The organism is Vibrio sp. OY15 (genome assembly GCF_000742455.1).
Classification (GTDB): Bacteria; Pseudomonadota; Gammaproteobacteria; order Enterobacterales; family Vibrionaceae; genus Vibrio; species Vibrio alginolyticus.
Genome location: NZ_JPIL01000001.1, coordinates 168,964 through 191,292, shown reverse-complemented (window position 1 = coordinate 191,292; position 22,329 = coordinate 168,964). Strand labels below are relative to the sequence as shown.

The window sequence follows — 22,329 nt, the reverse complement described above, 5'->3', positions numbered from 1 at the left end:
TGAAAAGGAGAGCGGATTCTATACCGCTAATAATAAAGCAGCAATAAAAGCGATTATAGCAAACGTTTGCTGACAGCTTTTTTCTTTTAGGTGGCTTATTCACCTTCCATAAAGCTGAGATCTGGTAGTTGCTCAAGGTGCTCGCTATAACGCTTTAGGTTGAACCCACCTTCATTCTTCATTACATCAAAAATCTCAATTGACATCGCACATGCCATCATCGCAACCGCATCTTCACGTGGTGTGCCAGTCATCATTAAACGCATAAGGGTTTCTTTTACTTTAAGCGGGTTGCCATCTTCGAGCTGATTTTCAACAATTTCAATCAACTCACTTTCTTGCATAAATTGGTTTTCTTCTGTCATTTGGTGTTTCCTCTTGGATTTTGGCCAACTATGCCATATATACCTCTTCTATACTTGCGAAATTACTCGTTCGAATCTTTGTTGAAGAAAAATCCAGCGAAACGAATTGTGATTTCGATCTCGGATCTGTCACCGGTCTGTGGATTCTGATAGAATCTGCATCCCGTTTATTTAAGTGGTGTTTAGTAATGTCTGATAACAGCCAAAAGAAAGTCATCGTCGGTATGTCCGGCGGCGTTGATTCATCTGTTTCCGCGTATCTTCTAAAGCAGCAAGGCTACCAAGTAGAAGGCCTTTTCATGAAGAACTGGGAAGAAGATGACAACGAAGAATATTGTACAGCGGCAGAAGATCTTGCTGACGCTCAGGCAGTATGTGACAAGCTAGGCATCCACCTACACACTATCAACTTTGCAGCCGAATACTGGGATAACGTATTTGAGTACTTCCTTGCTGAATACAAAGCTGGCCGTACTCCGAACCCTGACATTCTTTGTAACAAAGAAATCAAGTTCAAAGCATTCCTAGAATTCGCAGATGAAGTACTTGATGCTGATTACATTGCAATGGGCCACTATGTGCGTCGCTCTTTCCCAGAAAATGGTGAAAAACCACAGATGCTGCGTGGTCTAGATGGCAACAAAGATCAAAGCTACTTCCTGTACACATTAAGCAACGAGCAAATCGCACGTAGCCTATTCCCCGTTGGTGACCTAGAGAAGCCAGAAGTACGCCGCATTGCTGAAGAGCAAGATCTAATCACGGCGAAGAAGAAAGACTCTACTGGTATTTGTTTCATCGGTGAACGTAAGTTTACGGAATTCCTGGGTCGCTACCTTCCAGCTCAGCCTGGTAATATCGAGACTCCAGAAGGCGAAGTGATTGGTCAACACCAAGGCCTGATGTACCACACACTTGGTCAGCGTAAAGGTCTACACATTGGTGGCCGTAAAGGCGGCGGTGGTAACGAGGACCCATGGTTCGTTGGTGAGAAAGATCTAGAACGTAACGTTTTGATTGCCGTTCAAGGTAAAGACCATCCAATGTTGAAATCAGAAGGTCTACTTGCATCACAACTTCACTGGGTAGATCGTGAGCCAATTCGCGATGTTATGAAGTGCACAGTGAAAACTCGTTACCGTCAGGAAGATATTCCTTGTACAATCATCCCTATCGATGATGAAAACATTAAAGTTATCTTTGACGAGCCACAAATTGCTGTAACTCCAGGTCAATCAGCAGTGTTCTACAAAGGTGACGTGTGCCTAGGTGGCGGCATCATCGAGCAACGCATTAAATATTCTCAAGCTTAGGAGTCGTTACGTGGCGAATACACTTTATGACCGTACTATCGCTTTCGCTGGGATTTGCCAAGCTGTTGCTTTAGTTCAACAGGTAGCGAGAAACGGACATTGTGATCAAGATGCTTTTGAAACATCAATCAACGCTATTTTGAGCACTAACCCTGCTAACACAGTTGGCGTATTCGGTCGCGAAGCCGATCTAAAGCTCGGCCTAGAATGCTTGGTTAAAGGGATTGATAGCACACCATCAGGCAGTGAAATTACTCGTTACATTATTAGTTTAATGGCGTTAGAACGTAAGTTAAGCTCTCGAAACGATGCTATGTCTCAGCTTGGTGATCGTATTCAAATGGCCAAGCGTCAGTCAGAGCACTTTGAGCTACTAGACGATCAAATGATCAGCAATTTAGCGAGCATCTATCTGGATGTCGTTAGCCCTATTGGCCCACGCATTCAAGTAACGGGCACGCCATCTGTACTGCAGCAGACGGCAAGCCAACACAAAGTTCGTGCGCTGTTGTTATCTGGCATTCGTAGTGCAGTTCTTTGGCGTCAAGTTGGTGGTAAGCGTCGCCACCTAATCTTCGGGCGCAAGAAGATGGTAGAGCAAGCACAAATCCTTCTTGCTCGTCTGTAGTAAAATATCAAATAAGCAGCTCGCGTTTATCGCGAGCTCATTTTTTTCGACTAAAACAAATCTCGCGCAAACGTTTGCGCAATATTCGTGACAATTGCCACAGTTATTGGTATAAAGCTCACGAAATTTAGAAACCCAATTCAGGAGAACATCATGGAACTGTCAGCATTGACTGCTGTTTCACCAGTAGACGGCCGTTACGGAAGCAAGACAATTGCGTTACGCGAAATTTTCAGTGAATACGGTCTACTAAAGTACCGTACTATCGTTGAAATCCGCTGGCTACAAAAGCTTGCTGCTACTGCTGAAATTGCAGAAGTGCCAGCGTTTAGCGCAGAAGCAAACCAATTCCTAGACGACCTTGCTGCAAACTTCTCTGAAGAAGATGCACGCCGTATCAAAGAGATCGAGCGTACAACTAACCACGACGTAAAAGCGGTTGAGTACTTCCTAAAAGAGAAAGTAGCAGACGTTCCTGAACTGCACGCAGTAAACGAGTTCTTCCACTTCGCATGTACTTCTGAAGACATCAACAACACATCACACGCTCTAATGCTTAAAGAAGCGCGTGAGAACGTGATTCTTCCAGAAATCCGTAACCTAATCGACGCTATCAAAGCACTAGCAGTGGAATACCGCGACATTCCTCTTCTATCTCGTACACACGGTCAGCCTGCTTCTCCATCTACTATGGGTAAAGAAATGGCAAACGTGGCGTACCGTATGGAGCGTCAATTCAAGCAAATCGAAAACGTTGAGATCCTAGCGAAAATCAACGGTGCAGTAGGTAACTACAACGCACACCTTTCTGCTTACCCAGAGCTAGATTGGCACAAGTTCTCTGAAGAGTTCATCACAGAGTCTCTAGGCGTAACTTGGAACCCTTACACAACTCAAATCGAACCGCACGATTACATCGCTGAGCTGTTCGACGCTATCGCTCGTTTCAACACTATCCTGATTGACTTCGACCGTGACGTTTGGGGTTACATTGCACTAGGCCACTTCAAGCAAAAAACTATTGCTGGTGAGATCGGTTCTTCAACAATGCCTCACAAAGTTAACCCAATCGACTTTGAAAACTCAGAAGGTAACCTAGGTCTTGCGAACGCTGTATTCGGCCACCTAGCACAGAAACTGCCTATCTCTCGTTGGCAACGTGACCTAACTGACTCAACGGTTCTACGTAACCTTGGTGTTGGTGTTGGCTACGCTATCATCGCTTACACTTCGACACTTAAAGGCATCAGCAAGCTAGAAGTAAACCGTGAAGCGCTTCTTGCTGAACTAGACAAGAACTGGGAAGTACTAGCTGAGCCAGTACAAACCGTTATGCGTCGTTACGGCATCGAGAAGCCATACGAGAAGCTGAAAGAGCTAACTCGTGGTAAGCGTGTAGACGGCGAAGCAATGCGTAACTTCATCGACGGTCTTGAGCTTCCTGAGCACGAGAAAGCACGTCTGAAAGAGATGACACCAGCGAACTATATCGGTCAAGCAATCGAGCTGACAGATAAGCTGTAATACTCCTGTAACGACCAGATACTTAAAAGGTTGACGCGAAAGCGTCAACCTTTTTTAGTTAGGAGAGTTAGGTCGGGAGAAAATAATTTTAGTTATATGGAATGGATTATTAATTGAAGATCAGCCCCATTTGTTATGGCTGCTTTTGGAAGAACAAGGTTATTGTTCCTACTTCCACACCAAACTTTTTTATTTTCGTTAGATTGAAAACGTGTCTGTCATCCTGACGATAAAGCCAATCATCAAAAGCAACCGTCACTGATGAATCCTCCATTTGTAGCTCAAAGTCATATTGCCACTGTAGCGCATTGCCCTGCTCTTCCCCTGTTGCTACACCTATAATATCGTCTGCCTTACCTTCATAACGACCGTCTTCTAATCTAGTGATAACCCAAACTCGCTGGTCCACCTCTCCGTCATCAAACACGAAGTCTTCCACCAGCGTCAGCGTATCACCCGCTACAGTACCCGCTATATCGACCTCAAAGCGACGCGTTTGCTGTCCGGTATAATCTTGCACCATCCCCCACGCCTTTATGTCGCCTTCGAAATAACCGAATACGTCAAAAGTCGGTGTAGAAGAGCGGTAATTATCAATGTCTGCGGAACATGCCGAAAGAAAAACAGCTGCCACTAAAGTCGCTGCTTTAAAAATTCGTTTAAACACTATCTAACCTGCCCTATCAATTGTTTTCGGAGTTTCGGAAATTCTGTGTTGGGTGATAACCATATAGCCAAAAATGCATCGTTCATTCGTTCGTCTTCAATGATGCCAACGTTCTTTACTTGCACGTCCCCAACCTGCTTATAAAAAAGCTGACCAGATTTTCCATCTGTTAAATAAGTAAGCTCGTCACCTTTTTGAATATCAGGAAACATACGATCGAGCTCGCTGATCCAAGCTTTTCGATATGAGTCCGTAAAACCCAATTTCGCCCACTGCTCATCCGTCACATCAAGCAGCTGTTGCTTACTGATGTCTCTCTTGTAATTAATTTCCAACGCAAGGGGATGTGGCGATACGTCATCGCTTACGATGAACTTTCCATCAGGCGCTTTTAATCTTGAGTGATAAATATCGAAGATGAACCAAGTAAGTTGGGCTTCTCCAACAGTTTTCCATCCCTTCCAATTCGCAATGTTGCTGGCAGCTTCGCTATTTCCAACAGGTTGAGCTTGCAGAGCAAAAGAGCCAGTTACTATTACCAACGCAAGCAGCCTAGTCAGTCTCTGAGTTAAGTCTCTCTTCAAGCTTTTCATTTCCGTACACCTTGAGTATCAAGAGCATCATGACGCACCATTCGACAAACAACATTGCCAGTGTAGCGCCAGTGCTAAATCCAAATTCAACGGCTTGGAGCTTATAGCCAGCAAAGTAGCTCGCTGTTCCTCCGAGTCCGCCTATTATTGATACGTAGGTTTTTGGGAAACGGTACAAAATTGACTTAAGTTGATAGGCATACCAAGAAAACAAAACCCACAAGCATAATAACCAGACTGGCAGCCATGGGGTTGGAAAGACAAAGACCGAGAGTTGTTGATTGAGCGTATCAAGCACGAGCCCGACCGTGACGATCACACTAATACTTTTGAGCGAAGATGCATCGCTTTTCAAACAATATAGTAGGGTTGCCAAAGTAAGGAATAACGTCACCCATTGCCATTGATAGGTTCCAAGCACCGCTGCAAACCAGCAGAGTTGGAACCATGTCGAAGCAAGAAATACCTTCATAACGAACTACGGGCGTTGAAACGTCATGTGAACTGCACTGATCGTGCGAGCCAAAAAGCCACCTTCACAGTAGCTCAAATAGTAGCGCCACATACGCACAAAGCGGTCGTCGTAGCCAAATGAGCGCACTTCACCCTCTGCTCGATTAAAACGTAAGTGCCATTCGTTCAGCGTCTTGGCGTAGTCCAAACCAATATCGAACAAGTCTCGCGTCACTAAGTCACTGTATTTTGTTGTGGCTTGGGTTAGTGAGGTTACCGACGGTAAAAAACCACCCGGGAAAATGTACTTTTGGATAAAGTCGACGTTGTTACTGTAGTAATCGTAACGCTGATCGGCAATCGTAATCGCTTGAATCGCCATCACGCCACCGGACTTTAATAAAGACTCACAGACCTTAATGTACGAAGGCAGGAATTGTTTGCCCACAGCTTCAATCATTTCAATAGAAACGAGCTTGTCATAAGTTCCGGTTAGGTTTCGGTAATCTTCTTTGAGTAGCGTGATTTTGTCTTCTAAGCCACGCTCTTTGATTTTTTGCTCCGCGTACGCGTGTTGCTCTTCAGATATCGTTGTTGTGGTGACCTGACAACCGTATTGTTCTGCCATGTAAATCGCCATAGCGCCCCACCCAGTGCCAATTTCAACAACATGATCAGTGGGCTTCAGCTCAAGTTGCTGACATAGACGATCCATTTTGTTGATTTGAGCCTGCTCTAGAGAGTCGTCCGCATGATTGTAAAGCGCCGACGAATACAGCATATTGATATCAAGGAACGCTTCGTATAGGTTGTTACCCAAGTCGTAATGCGCATGGATATTTTTACGTGAGTTCTCTTCAGAATTTCTGTTTGACCAATGACTGAACTTGTATAGTATTTTAGTCAACCAACTGCCTTGCTCTTCGAGTTTATCTAGAGCACGCATGTTAAGGGCCATCAGTTTCATTAATGAGGTTAAATCGGGGCTATCCCACCACCCATCCATATAAGCCTCACCAGCAGCAATACTGCCGCCCTGCAAGATCCGTGAATAAAAGCCTGGATGTTTTACCTCTATAGTAGCGACAACAGGTTGACCACTGTACTCCCCATTTGGCGCACTAAAACGCTCGCTTCGCTCTGTCGTTTCCGTCTTAAAACTTTCAATAACTGTTAAGCAGCCGATTTCCATTTTTTGCAGACATTGAAAAATAACTCCGCGAGCCGCTTTTTGCGTTGTCGTCAATTTACGCGGCAATGTCATAGAACTAGTATTTAACATGCAGAATTCTCCTTGTGCTTTTTATTTTTTTTGTCTGTTTTTTCAGTATCGGCTTCTATTTCTTCATGCGTTGAATATTTAGGATGAGAATAAAAAGGTGCGCCTTTCACCCAAAGTTTTAATGCGTGCCAATAAATACCAACCATTACTTTTACCGTTTGTATTGGTGTAACGATCAAACACCTCAATAAGGTTTTGCTTGAAAGTGGCTTGGCTTTCATAACCATGGTGGCATCAAAGTGTTTCTCTCCTTTGTGACATTCAAGATGAATATTCAACTTGTCTGTCAAAGGTTTAATTCTCCAGCGGTAGAGTTGGTCAATCGGGTTGAATGGTGAAACATGGAATGCTTTAACTTGTTCCCAACCAAACTTTTCTTCTTCTTTATCTGCTGACACCACGTAGTAATGTCGTTCATTCCAAGGAGTGTTACTCACCTCTGCGAGGAGATACTTCCATTCTCCTTCCGTGTTATAAACGTAGTAGAAATTAACGGGACTGAAATAAAGCCCTAGATAACGCAAGTGACAGACTGCGATTACCTTGCCGGTACAGCGAACACCTGTCAGTTCTTCAATTTTGCTGTGCACTGCCGACTTGACGCTGCCTTCACCAATGTAATCACTGCGCTTGAAGCGAGCCCAATGCCACCAACGCGAACCAAAACCCCATACTTTTTTCTCTAAAGCATCGAGCTCGTCTACATCGATGGCGGGCATAAATAAAGAGTAGTTCAACTCATGATTCACAGGCGTGAATCGACGGTGACGAACGTTGCCTATAAACAATCGGCTGTTCATTTGGCTATCCATATCACGCTGCGCCTTTTTCGAAAGGAACCACATTTTGTTCGCGGTACTTTTCTTCTAGTTCTTTCACAACATCAAGCGCGCTACGCACGCCATCTTCATGAAAACCGTTGTACCAATAAGCGCCGCAGAACCAGGTACTTTGTTTGCCCTGTATCTCATCTTTGCGCTGCTGCGCTGCAATAGACTCAGTGGTGAATACTGGATGATGATAAGTGAACGAACGCAAGACTTTATTTGAGTTAATTTGCTCAGTACTGTTCAACGTTACACAAAACGTATGTTCTGATTGAATATGCTGAAGAATGTTCATGTTATAAGTGAGCGAAGGGAGGCGTTGCTGTTCCTCTTCACTGCCTTCCAATAGGTAGTTCCATGATGCCCATGCTGCCTTACGTTTTGGTAGTACGGCAGAGTCGGTATGAAGAACAACTTCATTTGCTTGGTATGTCATATCCCCCAAGATTTCCTGCTCAATTGGGCTGATATCCTCTAGCATTCTCATTGCTTGATCACTGTGACAAGCAAAGATAACGTCATCAAACCAATGCGTTTCTCCGCGAACTTGAACGCCAACCCCTTTTTCGTTGCGAACCACTTTTTCGACAGGACTATTAAGACGAATACTCTCGGCAAAGCCTTTGGTCAATGGTGGAATGTATGATCGTGAACCACCTTTAATCACATACCATTGTGGCCGGTTAGTCACATCTAGCAGACCGTGGTTGAGGAAGAAACGTAAGAAGAACATAAGAGGGAATGCGCGCATGTCAGCTAAAGTCGACGACCAAATCGCAGCACCCATCGGTAATATGTAGTTATCGGTAAAGAAAGCACTGAATTTGTGTTCATCAAGGAACTCACCTAACGTCTGAGAGTGCGAGGATTGCTCGCTAGCGAAGCGCTTGGCAAGTTTATTGAAACGAAGTATCTCGAAGATAAATCGATAAAATTTAGGGTTTGCCCAGTTGCGTTTTTGAGCGAACAATGTCGACACTGTGTGGCCGTTGTACTCTAGTCCGTTCCCATCGTTTCTGACACTGAAGCTCATTTGAGTCGGCAGACCTTCAACGCCAATCTCGCTCATCATTTTAATGAAATTAGGGTACGTACGGTCGTTATAGACGATGAACCCAGTATCTATCGCGTATTCTTTACCATCAAGGCTCACATCAACGGTTGCAGTATGGCCACCGATGTAATCGTTCGCTTCAAACAGCGTTACCTCATGTTCTTTATGCAAGTAATAACCACAAGTAAGGCCAGAGATTCCCGTTCCCACAATCGCTATCTTCTTTCTTCCTGCTGTTTTCATTCTTATTCCTTCTTATGCTACGAGTTTAGCAGTTAGGCGAGCTTGCCAACTGTATGGAAGTAACGAGATAAAACGTAAAATACTGGTAAATCTCGCTGGGAAATAGATATAGGTCTTGTTGGCGGCTAACTGCTTCCTGATAGAGTCCGACGCTTGCTGAGTAGAAATGATCATTGGCATTTCGAAGTCGTTTTTGTCAGTCAACGGCGTTTCAACAAAACCAGGAAACACCGTTACCACATTGATCCCTTTCTTTTTCAAGTCGACGGCGAGCGTGCGTGCAAAATAACTGACTGCCGCTTTGGATGCGCCGTAAGCTTCAGCACGAGGCAGTGCCACTTCTGATGCGATAGAGCCAACAATAACAATGCGGTGCCCTCTCTCTAAATGCACTTGGCAGCCTTCAACGCAGTTGGCAACACCGACAACATTTACGTTCATCACACGCGCCATGAGTTTCGCGTCGACCACTCCCTCATCCATGTACTCACAATCGCCTGCGTTAAAAACCCATGTGTTTGGCGTAAAGGGCAAATTAGAGAGCGCCTGCTGAGTTTCCTCATAATTTGTCACATCAAACTGCAATGTATGAATTTTGGAGGAAACTGCCTCCAGTTCTGCAAGAACATCTTGATTCCGACCACAAGCAATCACATTCCATTCTGAGTTCGCGTAATCTAGGGCAAGCTGCCTTCCTATTCCGGAGGTGGCGCCTGTGATTAAGATGGTGTTGTTCATTGTCCTAACCTCTGCTTGATGGTTTTAACGACTGAACCAAGTAACGGTAAATGCTCATAGAGCATCTCTCCGAGATCAAAATAGTCTCGGTGATAAATGACCTGACCTTCGCTAAATTTGAGGTGCGAAACACCATTGACGAGGATAGGCGCACCCTTCTGAAGTTTGGGATGCTGAAGGTCCATTGTCCAAGTTAGGAAGCCTGTATCTCCGACTTGTTGATGCTCATGGATTACAAAATCACAACTGATGACGTTGGCATATAATGAGGTGAAATAATCCGAAAGTGCTGGCCATCCTTCTAAACGATGCGCTGCGTCCTCAAATACTACATCTTGGTGATATATATCCTTAAGCAGATGTAAGTTCGCTTTGTTGAGCTTTTGATAGATATTGCCAACAGACTGTATGTCCATTTTTTACTCCTACACGCCCATTAAGTTGTACAAAATTATTATATGTACAAGATAGTTCATTCCACCAAAGTTGTACAAAAATAATTTTGTATAACTTTATTTCTGTAAGTAGTACGTGATGAAGTTCGCACGCGATCAATCGGCGAAAAAAAAGGCTTGGTCAAAACCAAGCCTTTTCAGCAGATTAACAATTATTTAAGTAGGAACAATTAGTATTGCTGGCCTCGCAACGCTGCAATACGTTTATCTAGCGGAGGGTGGCTCATTAGTAGCTCAGTCAGCGACTGCTTGCCATTGATACCAAACGCCATCATGGTGCCATCCAGTTGAGATTCATGACTCACCTTCAAACGCTCTAGAGCCGCAATCATTTTTTCTTTGCCAACGAGGCGCGCAGCACCTGCGTCCGCGTGGAATTCGCGATGACGGCTGTACCACATAGTCAAGAAGCTAGCTAGGAAACCAAATACCAGTTCAAGCACCATGGATACGCCAAAGTAAACCATCATATTTGTACCTTGGCCTTCTTCATCATCGTTCGATGCCACGATATTGGCAATAAAGCGTGATAGGAAGATAACAAACGTGTTCACGACACCTTGCATCAACGTCATCGTGACCATATCACCATTTGCAATATGGCTCACTTCGTGTGCAAGTACTGCCTCTGCCTCATCACGAGTCATATTGTGTAAAAGACCAGTAGAAACTGCGACAAGAGAGTCATCTCGCTTTGCACCTGTCGCAAATGCATTGATATCTGGTGAATCATAAATAGCCACCGTTGGCATACCAATACCCACTTGTTGAGCTTGACGACCCACAGTTTCGACTAACCAATGCTCCGTTTCGTTGCGCGGGCTTTCAATGACCATACCACCAACCGAGCGTAGTGCCATACCCTTTGACATCATCAACGAAATAAATGCGCCACCAAAACCAAATACAGCAGCAATTACAAGTAAACCTGACAGACTGCCTGGTTGCATTCCAGTTACAGCGTAAACAATATTCAGAACAACACTAAGCACTAGCACGACAGCTAGGTTAGTTGCTAGGAATAACATAATTCGCTTCATTACTTTTCTCCGAGGAAGCTTATCGTTTTTTTAAAACGGATTGTTATAAGGAACAAATGGTAATCGCTATAAAAGCCAATTCCGTTGATTTTCATGTTCCGTGCGTTATAGATATAGTCTATCCGCGATAAAAACAAGGTTAAGCAATAAATTGCAACATTTGTTTTCGAGACTGAAATATTTGATTCAAGCGATTTCAAAACATGCTTTGGTAGGAGCTGGAACCTCCGTTCATATACATTTATCAAAATGATGAAATAAGCTCTGACCTACCCATCATCTATTGATAGATGATCTTGGTGTTAAATCTATCACCTCTTAGCAACTTAGCTAGAAATTTTTTAATAGACCAAAAACAGTACGTTAGCTCTGCTATAGACTTTGGTCTTATTGTGCGGCTACATGGACATGCTAAATTCGAATGAGATGAACAAAACAGAGCCACTCTAAGTACATTGCAAAAAGTGCATTGGGTGAGCTCAAAAACTCCATGTATTGAGGGAAAAACCATGGTAGAAACTAACGACTATCAGATGGCTATTGATTTACTGCGTTGTCACCTAGGCATCTCAGAGGACGAGGCAAAGCAACAACTTGGTATTTCAACCGATCATCATATGTCTCAGCGTGTTGCAGAAACACAACAAGCATTGATGGGGCTCAGCCAAGATAAGTAATCTGACTTTTTAGGTTACACCAACAAGAAAGGGCTGCATTGCGCAGCCCTTTGGTTTTTTAGTCTTTTACCCTAAACACCATTAGTCAGTGTTTAGCAACGGCTCTACATTAATGTACTTGCCTAGCTCTTTACGTTTAGCACTTGGAATATATGGAATTTCCCCAAGCTTAGGTGCATCGATACGTGCTTCTAGCATCTCGATAATGTCAGCGTAGTGCTCTGTGCCTGGGTTGACGCGGTTTGCCACCCAGCCAACAAGATTCAAACCATCCGCTTTAATACTCTCCGCTGTGAGTAAAGCGTGGCTCAAACAGCCTAATTTAATGCCAACCACCAGTACAACAGGTAACTGCTCTTCTTTTACCCATGTAGATAAACAGTCCGTATCGGATACTGGCACACGCCAGCCTCCAGCACCTTCAACGAGAACAACATCGGCTTGCTGCTTATGTTGAGCCAGTTTTTGACTCAGAACATCGTAACTTATTTCGACATGTTCATGCTTCGCTGCAATGTGGGGAGAAGCAGGCAACTCTAAAGCGTATGGGTTCACATCATCATAGGCCACATCGAGTGTTGCGGCGTCTTGTAAGTGTAAAGCATCAGAGTTGCGCCATCCCGCTTCAGTCTTGTCACTCCCTGCTGCCACTGGCTTATAACCAATAGTGTTTAGTCCTTTTGCTGCGATCGCTTGCAAAATGGCTTTAGACGCTACCGTCTTTCCAACATCAGTATCCGTACCAGCAATAAAAAAAGCATCAATCATAGATGTATTACTCCAAAACAAACCTGATAACTTGCAGGTAGAAGACCTTGATCGTTTTTAAACGCTTGGTACGCATGCTCAACTTTTAACAAAGTCTCGCGACTAGTTAAACCGTGTGAGCGCCCGCTTACGTGATTTGCACCTATACCTTTGAGGTCACGCATAACTGAAAATGCAGAGTCGTACCAAACTGTGATGGTGGTCAAGTCTAGTTGATGGCTGTCACATCGAGATTGCGCTAACGCAATTTTTACCTGATTGAGCGTTAGAAAGTTATTGACGTGTTGATATGCATCAATTTTTTCCCATGATGCACGCAGCTCATACAGTGATCCATCAACCAGTGTAGAGAACCACGCTTTCCCACCATTTTTTAGCACGCGGCGCACTTCTTTTAGTGGGTAACTTAAATCTGTACACCATTGCAGCGCTAAACTTGAAAACACGTAATCGAAGCTATCATCGTCAAATGGTAAGTTTTCAGCATCAGCAACTTGGTAATGCATTCGTACTGCACCACAACGCTGCTCTGCTTTATCTAACATGGCTTGAGAGATATCGCCGCAGACTACTTCCGCACCGCGTTGTTGAAGTAGTTGGGAGAAATAACCCGTGCCACAACCTAAATCCAATACACGTTTTCCCGTCAAGTTTTCAGGAAGTTTATCAAGCAGCTGATGCCCGACATCACGTTGAAAAGCCGCATGTTTATCGTATGTTTCTGCTGCTTTACCAAACGAAGAGGCAATCGCGTCTTTATCTTGATGGAAACTCTCTAACGCGAGCGTTTGCGCTAATGCGGTAGTTGCATTATCCATTACAGCGCTCCTAATGCTTGCTTCAATGCAATTGAAAGCGTTTTAACTTGTTCATTAGTGTGATTGGCAGTGAGTGTGATTCGAAGACGAGACGTTCCTTTAGGCACCGTCGGAGGGCGAATAGCAGTCACCCAAATACCGTTTTGGCGACAAGCACCTGCTACTCGCAAAGCCAATTCAGATTCACCAATCAAAAAGGGCTTAATCGAAGTTTGAGTCTCAACAAACCCCTCAAGGTCGCTAAGGCTATCTCGATACACTTCACTAAGCTCAGAGAGCTTTTCACGTCGCCAAGACTGCTCTTGAACCATCGAGACTGCATGAGTCAACGCATACGCTTGTGCTGGCGGTATCGCCGTGGAATACACATGGTGACGAGCAAACTGAGTTAAAAAGTCCCCCGTTGCGTGGTCACATAAAATAGCCGCGCCAGACATACCAAACGCTTTGCCGAAAGTAACGATCAGTATCTCGGGTTTAACCGTTGCCAACTCACAAGAACCACCACCGGATTGACCAAGAACGCCAATACCATGAGCGTCATCGACAGCAAACCAAGCATCATGACTACGAGTGACTTCAGCTATATCGCTAAGCGGCGCACAGTCGCCGTCCATGCTGAATACCCCTTCAGTCACAACTAGATGGTTGTCTTCGCTATTAATCAGCGACTTTAGGTGCTCGATGTCATTGTGTTTGAAGCGCTTCATCTTAGCTGGTGACAACGCCCCCGCTTCCATCAGTGAGGCATGGTTCAAACGGTCTTGGATCAATACGTCTGATTTTTCCAACAAGGTGAACAACAAGGCTTGATTAGCACTGAATCCAGAACCAAACAGAATTGCTCTGTCGTAACCCAACCATTCGGTCAGTGCGGCTTCTAAATTGCTGTGCGCGGCACTAAAGCCAGTCACCATCGGTGATGCTCCACTGCCACTACCATATACGCTTAAACCTTGCTGCCAAGCCCGAACAAGCGCTTGGTCATTAGCCAATCCCAAATAATCATTACTTGAGAAATTAATGTAGCGTCTACCTTCGTGTTCCAAAACGGACTGGTTACCGGCAAACACCACATTCATAGAACGATTCAACCCTTGCGTTTTACGCTCAGCAAGGGCGGACTCGATACGAGATTTAAACGCTGGCATCGTAGAAAAGGTCGTCTTTTGTCGGACGGGCAGCAACGCGCTCTACGACGCGATCGAGTAACTCGTTTTCTTCGATTTCATCAGGCTTTTGAGACACCTCTTGGCTGTTAATACCGAGCTTGTTGAACAGCATCATGTCTTTGTCTTCAGAAGGGTTTGGCGTGGTCAGAAGCTTGCAGCCATAGAAAACGGAGTTTGCACCCGCCATAAAACACAGCGCTTGCATTTGTTCGTTCATGTTTTCACGGCCAGCGGATAAACGAACGGCTGATTGAGGCATCATGATTCGTGCAATCGCAATCAGGCGAATGAAATCGAAAGGCTCAACATCATCCACTTCTTCCAGTGGTGTCCCCTTTACCTTCACGAGCATGTTGATTGGAACGCTTTCAGGGTGTACCGGTAAGTTAGCCAATTCAACCAACAAACCAGCTCGGTCGTTAGCACTTTCACCCATGCCGATGATGCCACCGGAACAAATCTTCATGCCAGCATCACGAACGTGAGACAAAGTATCTAAACGGTCTTGGTAAGTACGTGTGGTAATGATGTTGCCGTAAAATTCAGGTGAGGTATCTAGGTTGTGGTTGTAGTAATCCAGACCTGCGGTTGCCAATTGCTTTGCTTGATCTGGCGTCAGCATGCCTAATGTCATACACGTTTCTAAACCCATGCCCTTCACGCCTTTGATCATGTCGGTCAAATGTGGCATGTCACGCTCTTTCGGGTTTTTCCATGCTGCGCCCATACAGAATCGAGTAGAACCAGCATTTTTGGCTTTTTGCGCAGCATCGAGTACGCGTTCTACTTCCATCAGACGCTCTTTTTCGATGTCTGTGGTGTAACGAGCACTCTGAGGACAGTACTTACAATCTTCTGGACAAGCACCTGTCTTAATCGACAGAAGCGTGCTTACTTGAACATGGTTGGTTTGTTGATATTGACGATGTACAAGCTGCGCTTCGAATAGGAGATCCATGAATGGTTTTTCCATGAGATCGCGCACTTCAGCATGCGTCCAGTTATGACGAACTTCCACGTGTATTCCTTTAGTCACTTTTGTTGTTGTGTTGACAGTCTACTGAGTCTCGATAAACTGTCAACACGACGCAAAAGAACAAAGTTTACATCTGTCTGTTTTTTAATCTAAACTATTATTGGAATCGCACATGGATCTCGCCTTCGACCGCCAGCATATCTGGCATCCTTACACTTCTACATTGACACCTCTGACCTGCTACCCAGTGGCATCGGCAAATGGTGTGCACATTAAATTGGAAGATGGTACTGAGCTGGTCGATGGCATGTCTTCTTGGTGGTCGACGATCCACGGCTATAACCATCCGCACTTAAATCAAGCCGCTCACCAGCAAATCGATAAGGTCTCTCACGTGATGTTTGGCGGGATTACCCACCAGCCAGCAATCAGTTTGTGTAAGAAGTTGCTATCCCTAGCACCAAGTAATCTTGAACATGTATTCCTTGCCGATTCAGGCTCTGTTGCCGTAGAAGTCAGCTTAAAAATGGCACTTCAATATTGGCATGCAAAAGGCGAACGCCGACCGAAGTTTCTTACTTTGCGACACGGTTATCACGGCGATACGTTTGCGGCGATGTCGGTCACCGATCCTGACAACTCAATGCACTCTCTCTACAAAGGCTTTTTGCCTGAGCATATCTTTGCGGAGTCACCAACTTGTGGTTATTGGGATGAATGGAAGCCAGAAGACCTTACCGACTTCGAGCACAAGATTGAGACGCACCATCAAGAACTTGCTGCGGTGATCCTAGAACCTATTGTTCAAGGCGCAGGCGGCATGCGCATCTACCATCCAGAATTTCTCAAAGGCGTGCGTAGACTTTGCGACAAATACGGTCTGTTATTGATTGCAGATGAGATCGCTACCGGTTTTGGACGCACAGGTAAATTGTTTGCCTGCGAACATGCGGATATTCAACCAGACATTCTGTGTGTCGGGAAAGCACTTACTGGCGGCTACATGACCCTCTCTGCGACCCTCGCGAGCAAACACGTAGCAGACACTGTTTGTGGTGGTGATGCTGGTTGTTTTATGCACGGTCCAACCTTTATGGGGAATCCACTCGCTTGTGCCGTAGCTACTGCAAGTTTGGAATTGATCGAGCAAGGTGATTGGAAGCAACAAACCCAACAAATTGAAACGCTGTTTTCTGAGTTACTACCAAAACTTGAAGAATACGACTTGGTGAAAAACACCCGTTGGTTGGGTGCTATTGGCGTAGTGGAGACGCTTCGCCCTGTGAATATGGAAACCATCCAAGCCTTGTTTGTTGAACACGGAGTGTGGATTCGTCCATTTGGCAAACTGATTTATATGATGCCGCCGTTCATCAGCAAGCCAGAAGATATTGAGAAGCTAGTTAACGCGATTGATGCAGCGTTGCAACGTAAAGACTGCTTCGCTTCATAGTTCCATTCAATACGAAAACGGTTTGAGTATGAGACTCAAACCGTCTCGTTATTTATTAGAGCAGTAAAGCTATCGAAGTTGACTGTCTTTACTCGCTCGTCGATTGAACAATGCTTGGCGTTGAGATACCAATTCGATTGTTGACTGACATTCGATACACAAACGAACGCCTTTCATTGCAAGACGACGCGCTTCTGGGATCTCATCACCACACTCATCGCAGTAATGGGTGCTCTCACCCTTTGTGATACTGCCACGAACACGGGAAATCTCGTCGTCTATTGTGTTTTGAATTTGTTGGCTGACGCTATCGTCGTTTGCCCACCCTACGGCCATAAGCCCTCCTCGTTACTTGAATGAGAAAATCTACTTACCGTGGTAAGGTGGATGATTATATCGATTACAAATAACAAGATAATTAGGGTAAACTCGAAAACACTATTACGTTTTGGTAATAATCACTCTGTAATCGATTATTCGGCACTCTCATGGAAAAGCAATGCAAGGTTACTCATACTTCCTTCCTCACATTCAAAGTACTGGATTTGTTCAGGCTCTCTCAAAGTAACACTGAGTATCTTCTCTACCTCACCAAACTCCTCGCTAAAGTACTCACTGACTAATATGACCCGCTCACCAATACTAAATTCCAGTGACTTCTCATCTACCAATGCTCGATGGTAATGTTCGACACGATAATCTTGAGGTTTTATCCGCTGTAAAACTGGGCTTTTATTTGCAATAGACTTATAAAGGATAAGCCCGCCTTTGGCTTGATCTATCGAAATACTAAAGTTCATAGTTTGGTTTACTGAACATTCAAAGACTTTTCTAGGCGAGGTGCTAGCAACAGCAAATGTGCTCATAATGGCAATACTTACCCCCCAAGTGACCGCCAATCGTTTCATTACCATTCAGCCAACACCTTAAATAGCGACTGTTCAGACATACGGGTTAATACATATCCATGTGAAGATGAATACGAGCCACTGAGTACACTATTCTCTTTCTCAATAACGATATCCTCGATGCCGTCAGCGTTGTAATCACCTTTTGCTACAATCGTAATGACTTGAAAGCCATCGGTCGCGTCGAAGTACTCTGCTCTCACTTCACTGGAGACATGAGTTCTTTGGATATGGTCTGCTTCATCCCACGTTGATAGTGTCTTTGCTTTCTCAGCACTTTCGTTAGAAATAACAAAAGCAAGCGCACTTGGGGTTAAATTAGGAAAGTTATCGTCTAACTTAAATTTCGATATAAATGAGCGCTTGGAGGCGGTTAACTTTGCCATCTCACTCCATGTTTGACACTGAGTTAAATACGCTTTAAACACGCCGTATTCATAAGCTTTAGCCGCAGTAAAACCCGCAGAGTTTGCAGTAGCTAAGTCTTTGCAATTAGACACCGATTTCGTATCGCCAGACGCATTTGCCAACTCAAGCCCATATCCCCAGTCGAGTGAATTACGCAGCTGCATACTTTCTTCGGATGGTTGTGCTAATTCGCGCGCAAAAAAGCGTTCGGTTCGCTCACTATCTAAGTATTGAGGTTGAATAAGTTCACTTGCGATAACCCTCCCGAAAACAAGCAAGGTAAGCGCAAAAATAACACGTAATAAAAAATGATTTACTGGCATAACGTTTAACAACAAAGACAAATGAGGACGTTAGCTTGTCACGTGAAAAACCGCTTAGAAAAATATCATTTATCTCCTACTGCCAGATTCTGGGCGAGCTCGTCACTAATGCGTGTGCTAATTACATAACAACGTATTTTCACTCGACGCAGATAACAAAAAACCCAGCGCAAAGGCTGGGTTTTGGTGTTCTAGTGGTTAATGAATTAACCGATGTGCGTTGCGCCCGCCATGTACTTCTGAAGTACTGTAGGGATTGCAATGCGGCCGTCTGCTTCTTGGTTGTTTTCTAGGATAGCAACCATTGTACGACCTACAGCAAGACCAGAACCGTTTAGCGTGTGTACAAGCTCAGGTTTCTTCTCGCCTTTACGACGGAAACGCGCTTGCATACGACGAGCTTGGAAATCCCACATGTTAGAACATGAAGAGATCTCACGGTAAGTTTCTTGAGCAGGAACCCAAACTTCTAGGTCGTAAGTCTTACGAGCGCCAAAGCCCATGTCACCTGTACATAGAACCACTTTACGGTAAGGAAGCTCAAGAAGTTGTAGAACTTTCTCAGCGTGACCTGTTAGCTCTTCTAGTGCGTTCATTGAATCTTCTGGCTTAGTGATTTGTACTAGCTCAACTTTGTCGAACTGGTGCATACGAATAAGACCACGAGTATCACGACCGTAAGAACCTGCTTCTGAGCGGAAACATGGCGTGTGCGCTGTCATCTTAATTGGTAGATCCGCTTCGTCAGAAATCGTGTCACGAACTAGGTTCGTTACAGGTACTTCTGCAGTAGGGATTAGAGACAGTTTACGTGGCTCTTCGTCGTTTACTTTTTCCGCTAGAGGCTCTGTGTGGAAAAGGTCTTTACCGAACTTAGGAAGCTGACCAGTACCGAATAGGCTGTCAGAGTTTACTAGGTAAGGTACGTACATTTCTGTGTAGCCGTGCTCTTCAGTGTGAAGATCTAGCATAAACTGAGCGATTGCACGGTGTAGACGAGCGAATTGGCCTTTCATCACGATGAAACGTGCGCCAGTGATCTTAACTGCACTTGCGAAGTCTAGACCGTCGCCCATTTCGCCTAGGTCAACGTGATCTTTCAGTTCGAAGTCGTAAGACTTTGGCTCACCCCAACGAGAGATTTCAACGTTGTCGTTTTCATCTTTGCCATCTGGCACTTCATCTGCTGGGATGTTTGGTACAGAAAGCGTGAATTCGTCTAGTTGAGCCATTACTTGCTCAAGTTCAACTTTCTTCGCATCAAGATCGCTACCTAGCGTACCGATTTGTTTCTTGATCTCTTCTGCGCCTTCTTTGTCGCCAGCCGCCATTTTTTGGCCGATTTGCTTGGAGATGGAGTTACGCGTGGATTGTAAATTTTCTACTTCTACTTGAATGGACTTACGTTGTTCTTCAAGTTTACGAATAGTATCTACGTCTAGCTTAAAGCCACGACGCGCCAGTTTAGCAGCTGTTTCATCCAGCTCTGTACGAAGTAATTTAGAATCCAGCATTGTTAATCCTATGCTTTTTGTTGTGAAATCACGCGCACTTTCCAAGCGTACGCGTTAAAAAAATTTACTAAACAAATGTATCCAAAAACGCCTACTTTTCATAGCGCTTTTGTGGGCTATTTGCGTCTAAAGTAGCCAAGTAATCTAACTTTTCGCCGATTTTGGTCTCCAGACCACGATTTGTCGGCTGATAGTACCTACGATCGCCCATTTCAGGCGGCAAATATTGCTCACCTGCTGCGTAAGCACCAGGCTCATCGTGAGCATAACGATACTCAGCCCCATAACCCATGTCTTTCATCAAACTGGTTGGCGCATTTCGAAGGTGATGCGGCACTTCATATTCAGGTAAGTTATGAGCGTCTGTGAGCGCTTGTTTCCACGCCACGTATACCGCATTACTTTTTGGCGCACACGCTAAGTACACGATCGCCTGTGCAATCGCACGTTCACCTTCTGCTGGACCAACTCGGGTAAAGCAATCCCAAGCAGACAGTGCCACTTGCATTGCGCGAGGGTCAGCATTACCTACATCTTCCGATGCTATCGCAAGTAATCGACGGGCAATATAAAGAGGATCACATCCCGCTGCAATCATACGCGCAGACCAATACAGCGCAGCATCTGGGTTTGAGCCACGAATTGATTTGTGAACCGCAGAGATTAAGTCGTACCAGATGTCACCTTTGTTATCGAAGCGAGAGACCTTCTCCCCTGCTACTTCCGCAAGCAACTTAAGCGTGATCTCTTTTTCACCCTGCGCATTGTCTTCTGCCATATCGTAGAGGAGCTCAAGATAATTGAGAGACATACGAGCATCACCGTTTACCAGTTCTGCTAGACGGTCTAATACGTTATCAGCGAAGTGTGCAGGTGTATTACCCAGCCCACGTTCTTTGTCGCTTATGGCTTGGTTCAACGCCAACGAGATTTCATCTTTGTCGAGAGACGTTAGCTTGTACACACGCGCACGTGACAGCAATGCGTTGTTTAGCTCAAACGATGGGTTTTCTGTCGTCGCTCCAATAAAGGTAACCGTGCCATCTTCAATATGCGGCAAAAATGCGTCTTGCTGAGATTTGTTGAAGCGATGCACCTCATCCACAAACAAGATGGTGCGGCGACCCGCCATTTTATTCTCACGTGCTTTCTCGATTGCTGCACGGATTTCTTTCACACCAGATGTTACGGCAGACACGCGCTCAACTTCAGCATTGGCATAGTTTGCAGCCACTTCCGCTAATGTCGTTTTGCCTGTGCCTGGTGGTCCCCAAAGGATCATAGAGTGAATGTGACCCGCCTCTAGCGCACGGCGCAGTGGCTTACCAGGGCCTAAAATGTGCTGTTGTCCAATGTATTGCTCGATTGTTTCCGGTCTCATACGAGCAGCAAGGGGACGAAAATCTTCGTCCCCCGAGAAATCTAATGTGTAATTACTCACTACCAATTAATTCCTTTGGTCATCCACTTCCACACCTTTTGGAATTGTGAATGTGAATCTGTCTGCTTTTGGTTTACCCAGCTTCACGTTGTTAAAGGTGAACAAACCTTTTTGACCGTCTTGCTCAACCACGTTGAAGCCTTTCACGACACCTTTGGCATCAATATTAATCTGGAATTGACCTTGTGTGGAGTCTACTGCGGTAGGAACGAGAGTAAACTGGTCACCTTTTTGAGATATTTTGTAGTTATTCCAATCACTTGCTCGGTTACGCGTTAGCAAAACAAATGGCGTTTGCTCTGTTGCTTGCTCTTGCCAGTAGATGCTCACTTGCTCGATGAATGGGCTGTAGTACCACAATGTCTTACCGTCAGAGACCAATAGGTTCTCATCAGGGAATGTTGTACTCCAACGGAACAGGCTTGGGCGGGCAATTTCAACCGTACCTTCTCCTTCCATCACCGTTTCGCCTTCAGGGCTGATAACCTGCTGAGAGAAATCCGCACTAAAGCCATCATTCATAGAAAGGCGTTTGTTTAATTCATCTTTAGGAGACGCTGCGTGCGCAGTAGAGAAGAGGGAAAAGCTTAAAACAAGCGCAGAGAAAAGTTTCGCTGAAAATAGTTTTTTCATTCAGATACCTATTATTAGAACCACTCACCTCAGTTGGACTGAGGTGAGTAACACAA

25 protein-coding genes are annotated in these 22,329 nt (G+C 44.9%); 5 read left to right on the top strand and 20 right to left on the bottom strand.

What is annotated here, in order from left to right:
• Positions 1 to 95: 95 nt before the first annotated feature.
• The gene (locus IJ23_RS00825) at positions 96 to 365 is read right to left on the bottom strand and encodes a hypothetical protein (protein ID WP_033905087.1); all 270 of its coding nucleotides are present in this window, start codon (positions 363 to 365) and stop codon (positions 96 to 98) included.
• A 188-nt stretch (positions 366 to 553) separates the two neighbouring features.
• Here IJ23_RS00825 and mnmA point away from each other — a divergent pair, with 188 nt between their 5' ends.
• From mnmA to purB, 3 genes are all read left to right on the top strand, one after another.
• A complete protein-coding gene (gene mnmA, locus IJ23_RS00820) occupies positions 554 to 1,678 on the top strand; it encodes a tRNA 2-thiouridine(34) synthase MnmA (protein ID WP_005378192.1) in 1,125 nt (374 codons plus the stop codon).
• A gap of 10 nt (positions 1,679 to 1,688) precedes the next feature.
• Entirely contained in the window at positions 1,689 to 2,306 is a 618-nt protein-coding gene (gene hflD / locus IJ23_RS00815; RefSeq protein WP_005378194.1) for a high frequency lysogenization protein HflD, read from the top strand.
• A gap of 153 nt (positions 2,307 to 2,459) precedes the next feature.
• Positions 2,460 to 3,830, top strand: coding sequence for an adenylosuccinate lyase (purB, locus tag IJ23_RS00810; RefSeq protein WP_005378198.1), 1,371 nt, complete (start codon positions 2,460 to 2,462; stop codon positions 3,828 to 3,830).
• A gap of 133 nt (positions 3,831 to 3,963) precedes the next feature.
• Here purB and IJ23_RS00805 read toward each other — a convergent pair whose 3' ends face one another.
• The 9 genes from IJ23_RS00805 to htpX all read right to left on the bottom strand — a co-directional run bounded on the left by IJ23_RS00805 (position 3,964) and on the right by htpX (position 11,182).
• Positions 3,964 to 4,497: a DUF3833 domain-containing protein gene (locus tag IJ23_RS00805; protein ID WP_139832019.1), complete on the bottom strand. Its 534-nt coding sequence runs from the start codon at positions 4,495 to 4,497 to the stop codon at positions 3,964 to 3,966.
• Positions 4,497 to 5,090: a chalcone isomerase family protein gene (locus IJ23_RS00800; RefSeq protein WP_017821712.1), complete on the bottom strand. Its 594-nt coding sequence runs from the start codon at positions 5,088 to 5,090 to the stop codon at positions 4,497 to 4,499. The genes IJ23_RS00805 and IJ23_RS00800 overlap by 1 nt, the downstream gene beginning before the upstream one ends.
• On the bottom strand, positions 5,050 to 5,562 hold the full coding sequence (locus IJ23_RS00795) for a DUF2878 domain-containing protein (protein WP_033905086.1): 513 nt from the start codon (positions 5,560 to 5,562) through the stop codon (positions 5,050 to 5,052). Before IJ23_RS00795 ends, IJ23_RS00800 begins: the two co-directional genes overlap by 41 nt.
• Before the next feature lie 6 nt (positions 5,563 to 5,568).
• Positions 5,569 to 6,825 carry an SAM-dependent methyltransferase gene (locus tag IJ23_RS00790; RefSeq protein WP_033905085.1) on the bottom strand — a complete coding sequence of 419 codons (1,257 nt, stop codon included), beginning with the start codon at positions 6,823 to 6,825 and terminating at the stop codon, positions 5,569 to 5,571.
• A complete protein-coding gene (locus IJ23_RS00785) occupies positions 6,819 to 7,637 on the bottom strand; it encodes a DUF1365 domain-containing protein (RefSeq protein WP_005378205.1) in 819 nt (272 codons plus the stop codon). Before IJ23_RS00785 ends, IJ23_RS00790 begins: the two co-directional genes overlap by 7 nt.
• A gap of 1 nt (position 7,638) precedes the next feature.
• Positions 7,639 to 8,949 carry an NAD(P)/FAD-dependent oxidoreductase gene (locus tag IJ23_RS00780; protein WP_033905084.1) on the bottom strand — a complete coding sequence of 437 codons (1,311 nt, stop codon included), beginning with the start codon at positions 8,947 to 8,949 and terminating at the stop codon, positions 7,639 to 7,641.
• A 12-nt stretch (positions 8,950 to 8,961) separates the two neighbouring features.
• On the bottom strand, positions 8,962 to 9,687 hold the full coding sequence (locus tag IJ23_RS00775; protein ID WP_033905083.1) for an SDR family oxidoreductase: 726 nt from the start codon (positions 9,685 to 9,687) through the stop codon (positions 8,962 to 8,964).
• Positions 9,684 to 10,103 (bottom strand): nuclear transport factor 2 family protein, encoded by a 420-nt coding sequence (locus tag IJ23_RS00770; RefSeq protein ID WP_005378211.1) that lies wholly within the window; start codon positions 10,101 to 10,103, stop codon positions 9,684 to 9,686. The genes IJ23_RS00775 and IJ23_RS00770 overlap by 4 nt, the downstream gene beginning before the upstream one ends.
• A 209-nt stretch (positions 10,104 to 10,312) precedes the next feature.
• Positions 10,313 to 11,182, bottom strand: a complete 870-nt coding sequence (gene htpX / locus IJ23_RS00765) for a protease HtpX (RefSeq protein ID WP_033905082.1) — start codon at positions 11,180 to 11,182, stop codon at positions 10,313 to 10,315.
• 509 nt (positions 11,183 to 11,691) lie between these two features.
• Between htpX and IJ23_RS25325 the strand changes: the two genes are divergently transcribed.
• Positions 11,692 to 11,859 (top strand): hypothetical protein, encoded by a 168-nt coding sequence (locus tag IJ23_RS25325; RefSeq protein WP_005378215.1) that lies wholly within the window; start codon positions 11,692 to 11,694, stop codon positions 11,857 to 11,859.
• Positions 11,860 to 11,940: 81 nt separating this feature from the next.
• Here the strand turns inward: IJ23_RS25325 and bioD are convergent, their stop codons facing one another.
• From bioD to bioB, 4 genes are read right to left on the bottom strand one after another with little or no spacing between them, the layout of a single operon-like run.
• Positions 11,941 to 12,627, bottom strand: a complete 687-nt coding sequence (gene bioD / locus IJ23_RS00760; RefSeq protein ID WP_005378217.1) for a dethiobiotin synthase — start codon at positions 12,625 to 12,627, stop codon at positions 11,941 to 11,943.
• The gene (bioC, locus tag IJ23_RS00755; RefSeq protein WP_005388087.1) at positions 12,624 to 13,445 is read right to left on the bottom strand and encodes a malonyl-ACP O-methyltransferase BioC; all 822 of its coding nucleotides are present in this window, start codon (positions 13,443 to 13,445) and stop codon (positions 12,624 to 12,626) included. The genes bioD and bioC overlap by 4 nt, the downstream gene beginning before the upstream one ends.
• Positions 13,445 to 14,596, bottom strand: a complete 1,152-nt coding sequence (gene bioF, locus IJ23_RS00750; RefSeq protein WP_033905081.1) for an 8-amino-7-oxononanoate synthase — start codon at positions 14,594 to 14,596, stop codon at positions 13,445 to 13,447. The genes bioC and bioF overlap by 1 nt, the downstream gene beginning before the upstream one ends.
• On the bottom strand, positions 14,583 to 15,635 hold the full coding sequence (gene bioB / locus IJ23_RS00745) for a biotin synthase BioB (RefSeq protein ID WP_005378222.1): 1,053 nt from the start codon (positions 15,633 to 15,635) through the stop codon (positions 14,583 to 14,585). Before bioB ends, bioF begins: the two co-directional genes overlap by 14 nt.
• A 130-nt stretch (positions 15,636 to 15,765) precedes the next feature.
• On the opposite strand from bioB, the gene bioA reads away from it, so the two are divergent.
• Complete coding sequence (gene bioA / locus IJ23_RS00740; RefSeq protein WP_033905079.1) at positions 15,766 to 17,046, top strand: adenosylmethionine--8-amino-7-oxononanoate transaminase; 1,281 nt, start codon at positions 15,766 to 15,768, stop codon at positions 17,044 to 17,046.
• Positions 17,047 to 17,115: 69 nt separating this feature from the next.
• Here the strand turns inward: bioA and IJ23_RS00735 are convergent, their stop codons facing one another.
• The 6 genes from IJ23_RS00735 to lolA all read right to left on the bottom strand — a co-directional run bounded on the left by IJ23_RS00735 (position 17,116) and on the right by lolA (position 22,273).
• Positions 17,116 to 17,382 carry a DksA/TraR family C4-type zinc finger protein gene (locus IJ23_RS00735; protein WP_033905078.1) on the bottom strand — a complete coding sequence of 89 codons (267 nt, stop codon included), beginning with the start codon at positions 17,380 to 17,382 and terminating at the stop codon, positions 17,116 to 17,118.
• Positions 17,383 to 17,519: 137 nt separating this feature from the next.
• Complete coding sequence (locus IJ23_RS00730) at positions 17,520 to 17,960, bottom strand: hypothetical protein (RefSeq protein WP_033905077.1); 441 nt, start codon at positions 17,958 to 17,960, stop codon at positions 17,520 to 17,522.
• Positions 17,954 to 18,685 carry a hypothetical protein gene (locus IJ23_RS00725; protein WP_033905076.1) on the bottom strand — a complete coding sequence of 244 codons (732 nt, stop codon included), beginning with the start codon at positions 18,683 to 18,685 and terminating at the stop codon, positions 17,954 to 17,956. Before IJ23_RS00725 ends, IJ23_RS00730 begins: the two co-directional genes overlap by 7 nt.
• A 206-nt stretch (positions 18,686 to 18,891) precedes the next feature.
• Entirely contained in the window at positions 18,892 to 20,199 is a 1,308-nt protein-coding gene (gene serS / locus IJ23_RS00720) for a serine--tRNA ligase (RefSeq protein ID WP_005378225.1), read from the bottom strand.
• A 91-nt stretch (positions 20,200 to 20,290) separates the two neighbouring features.
• Entirely contained in the window at positions 20,291 to 21,646 is a 1,356-nt protein-coding gene (locus IJ23_RS00715) for a replication-associated recombination protein A (RefSeq protein ID WP_020196990.1), read from the bottom strand.
• Entirely contained in the window at positions 21,647 to 22,273 is a 627-nt protein-coding gene (gene lolA / locus IJ23_RS00710; protein WP_033905075.1) for an outer membrane lipoprotein chaperone LolA, read from the bottom strand.
• Between the last annotated feature and the right edge of the window lie 56 nt (positions 22,274 to 22,329).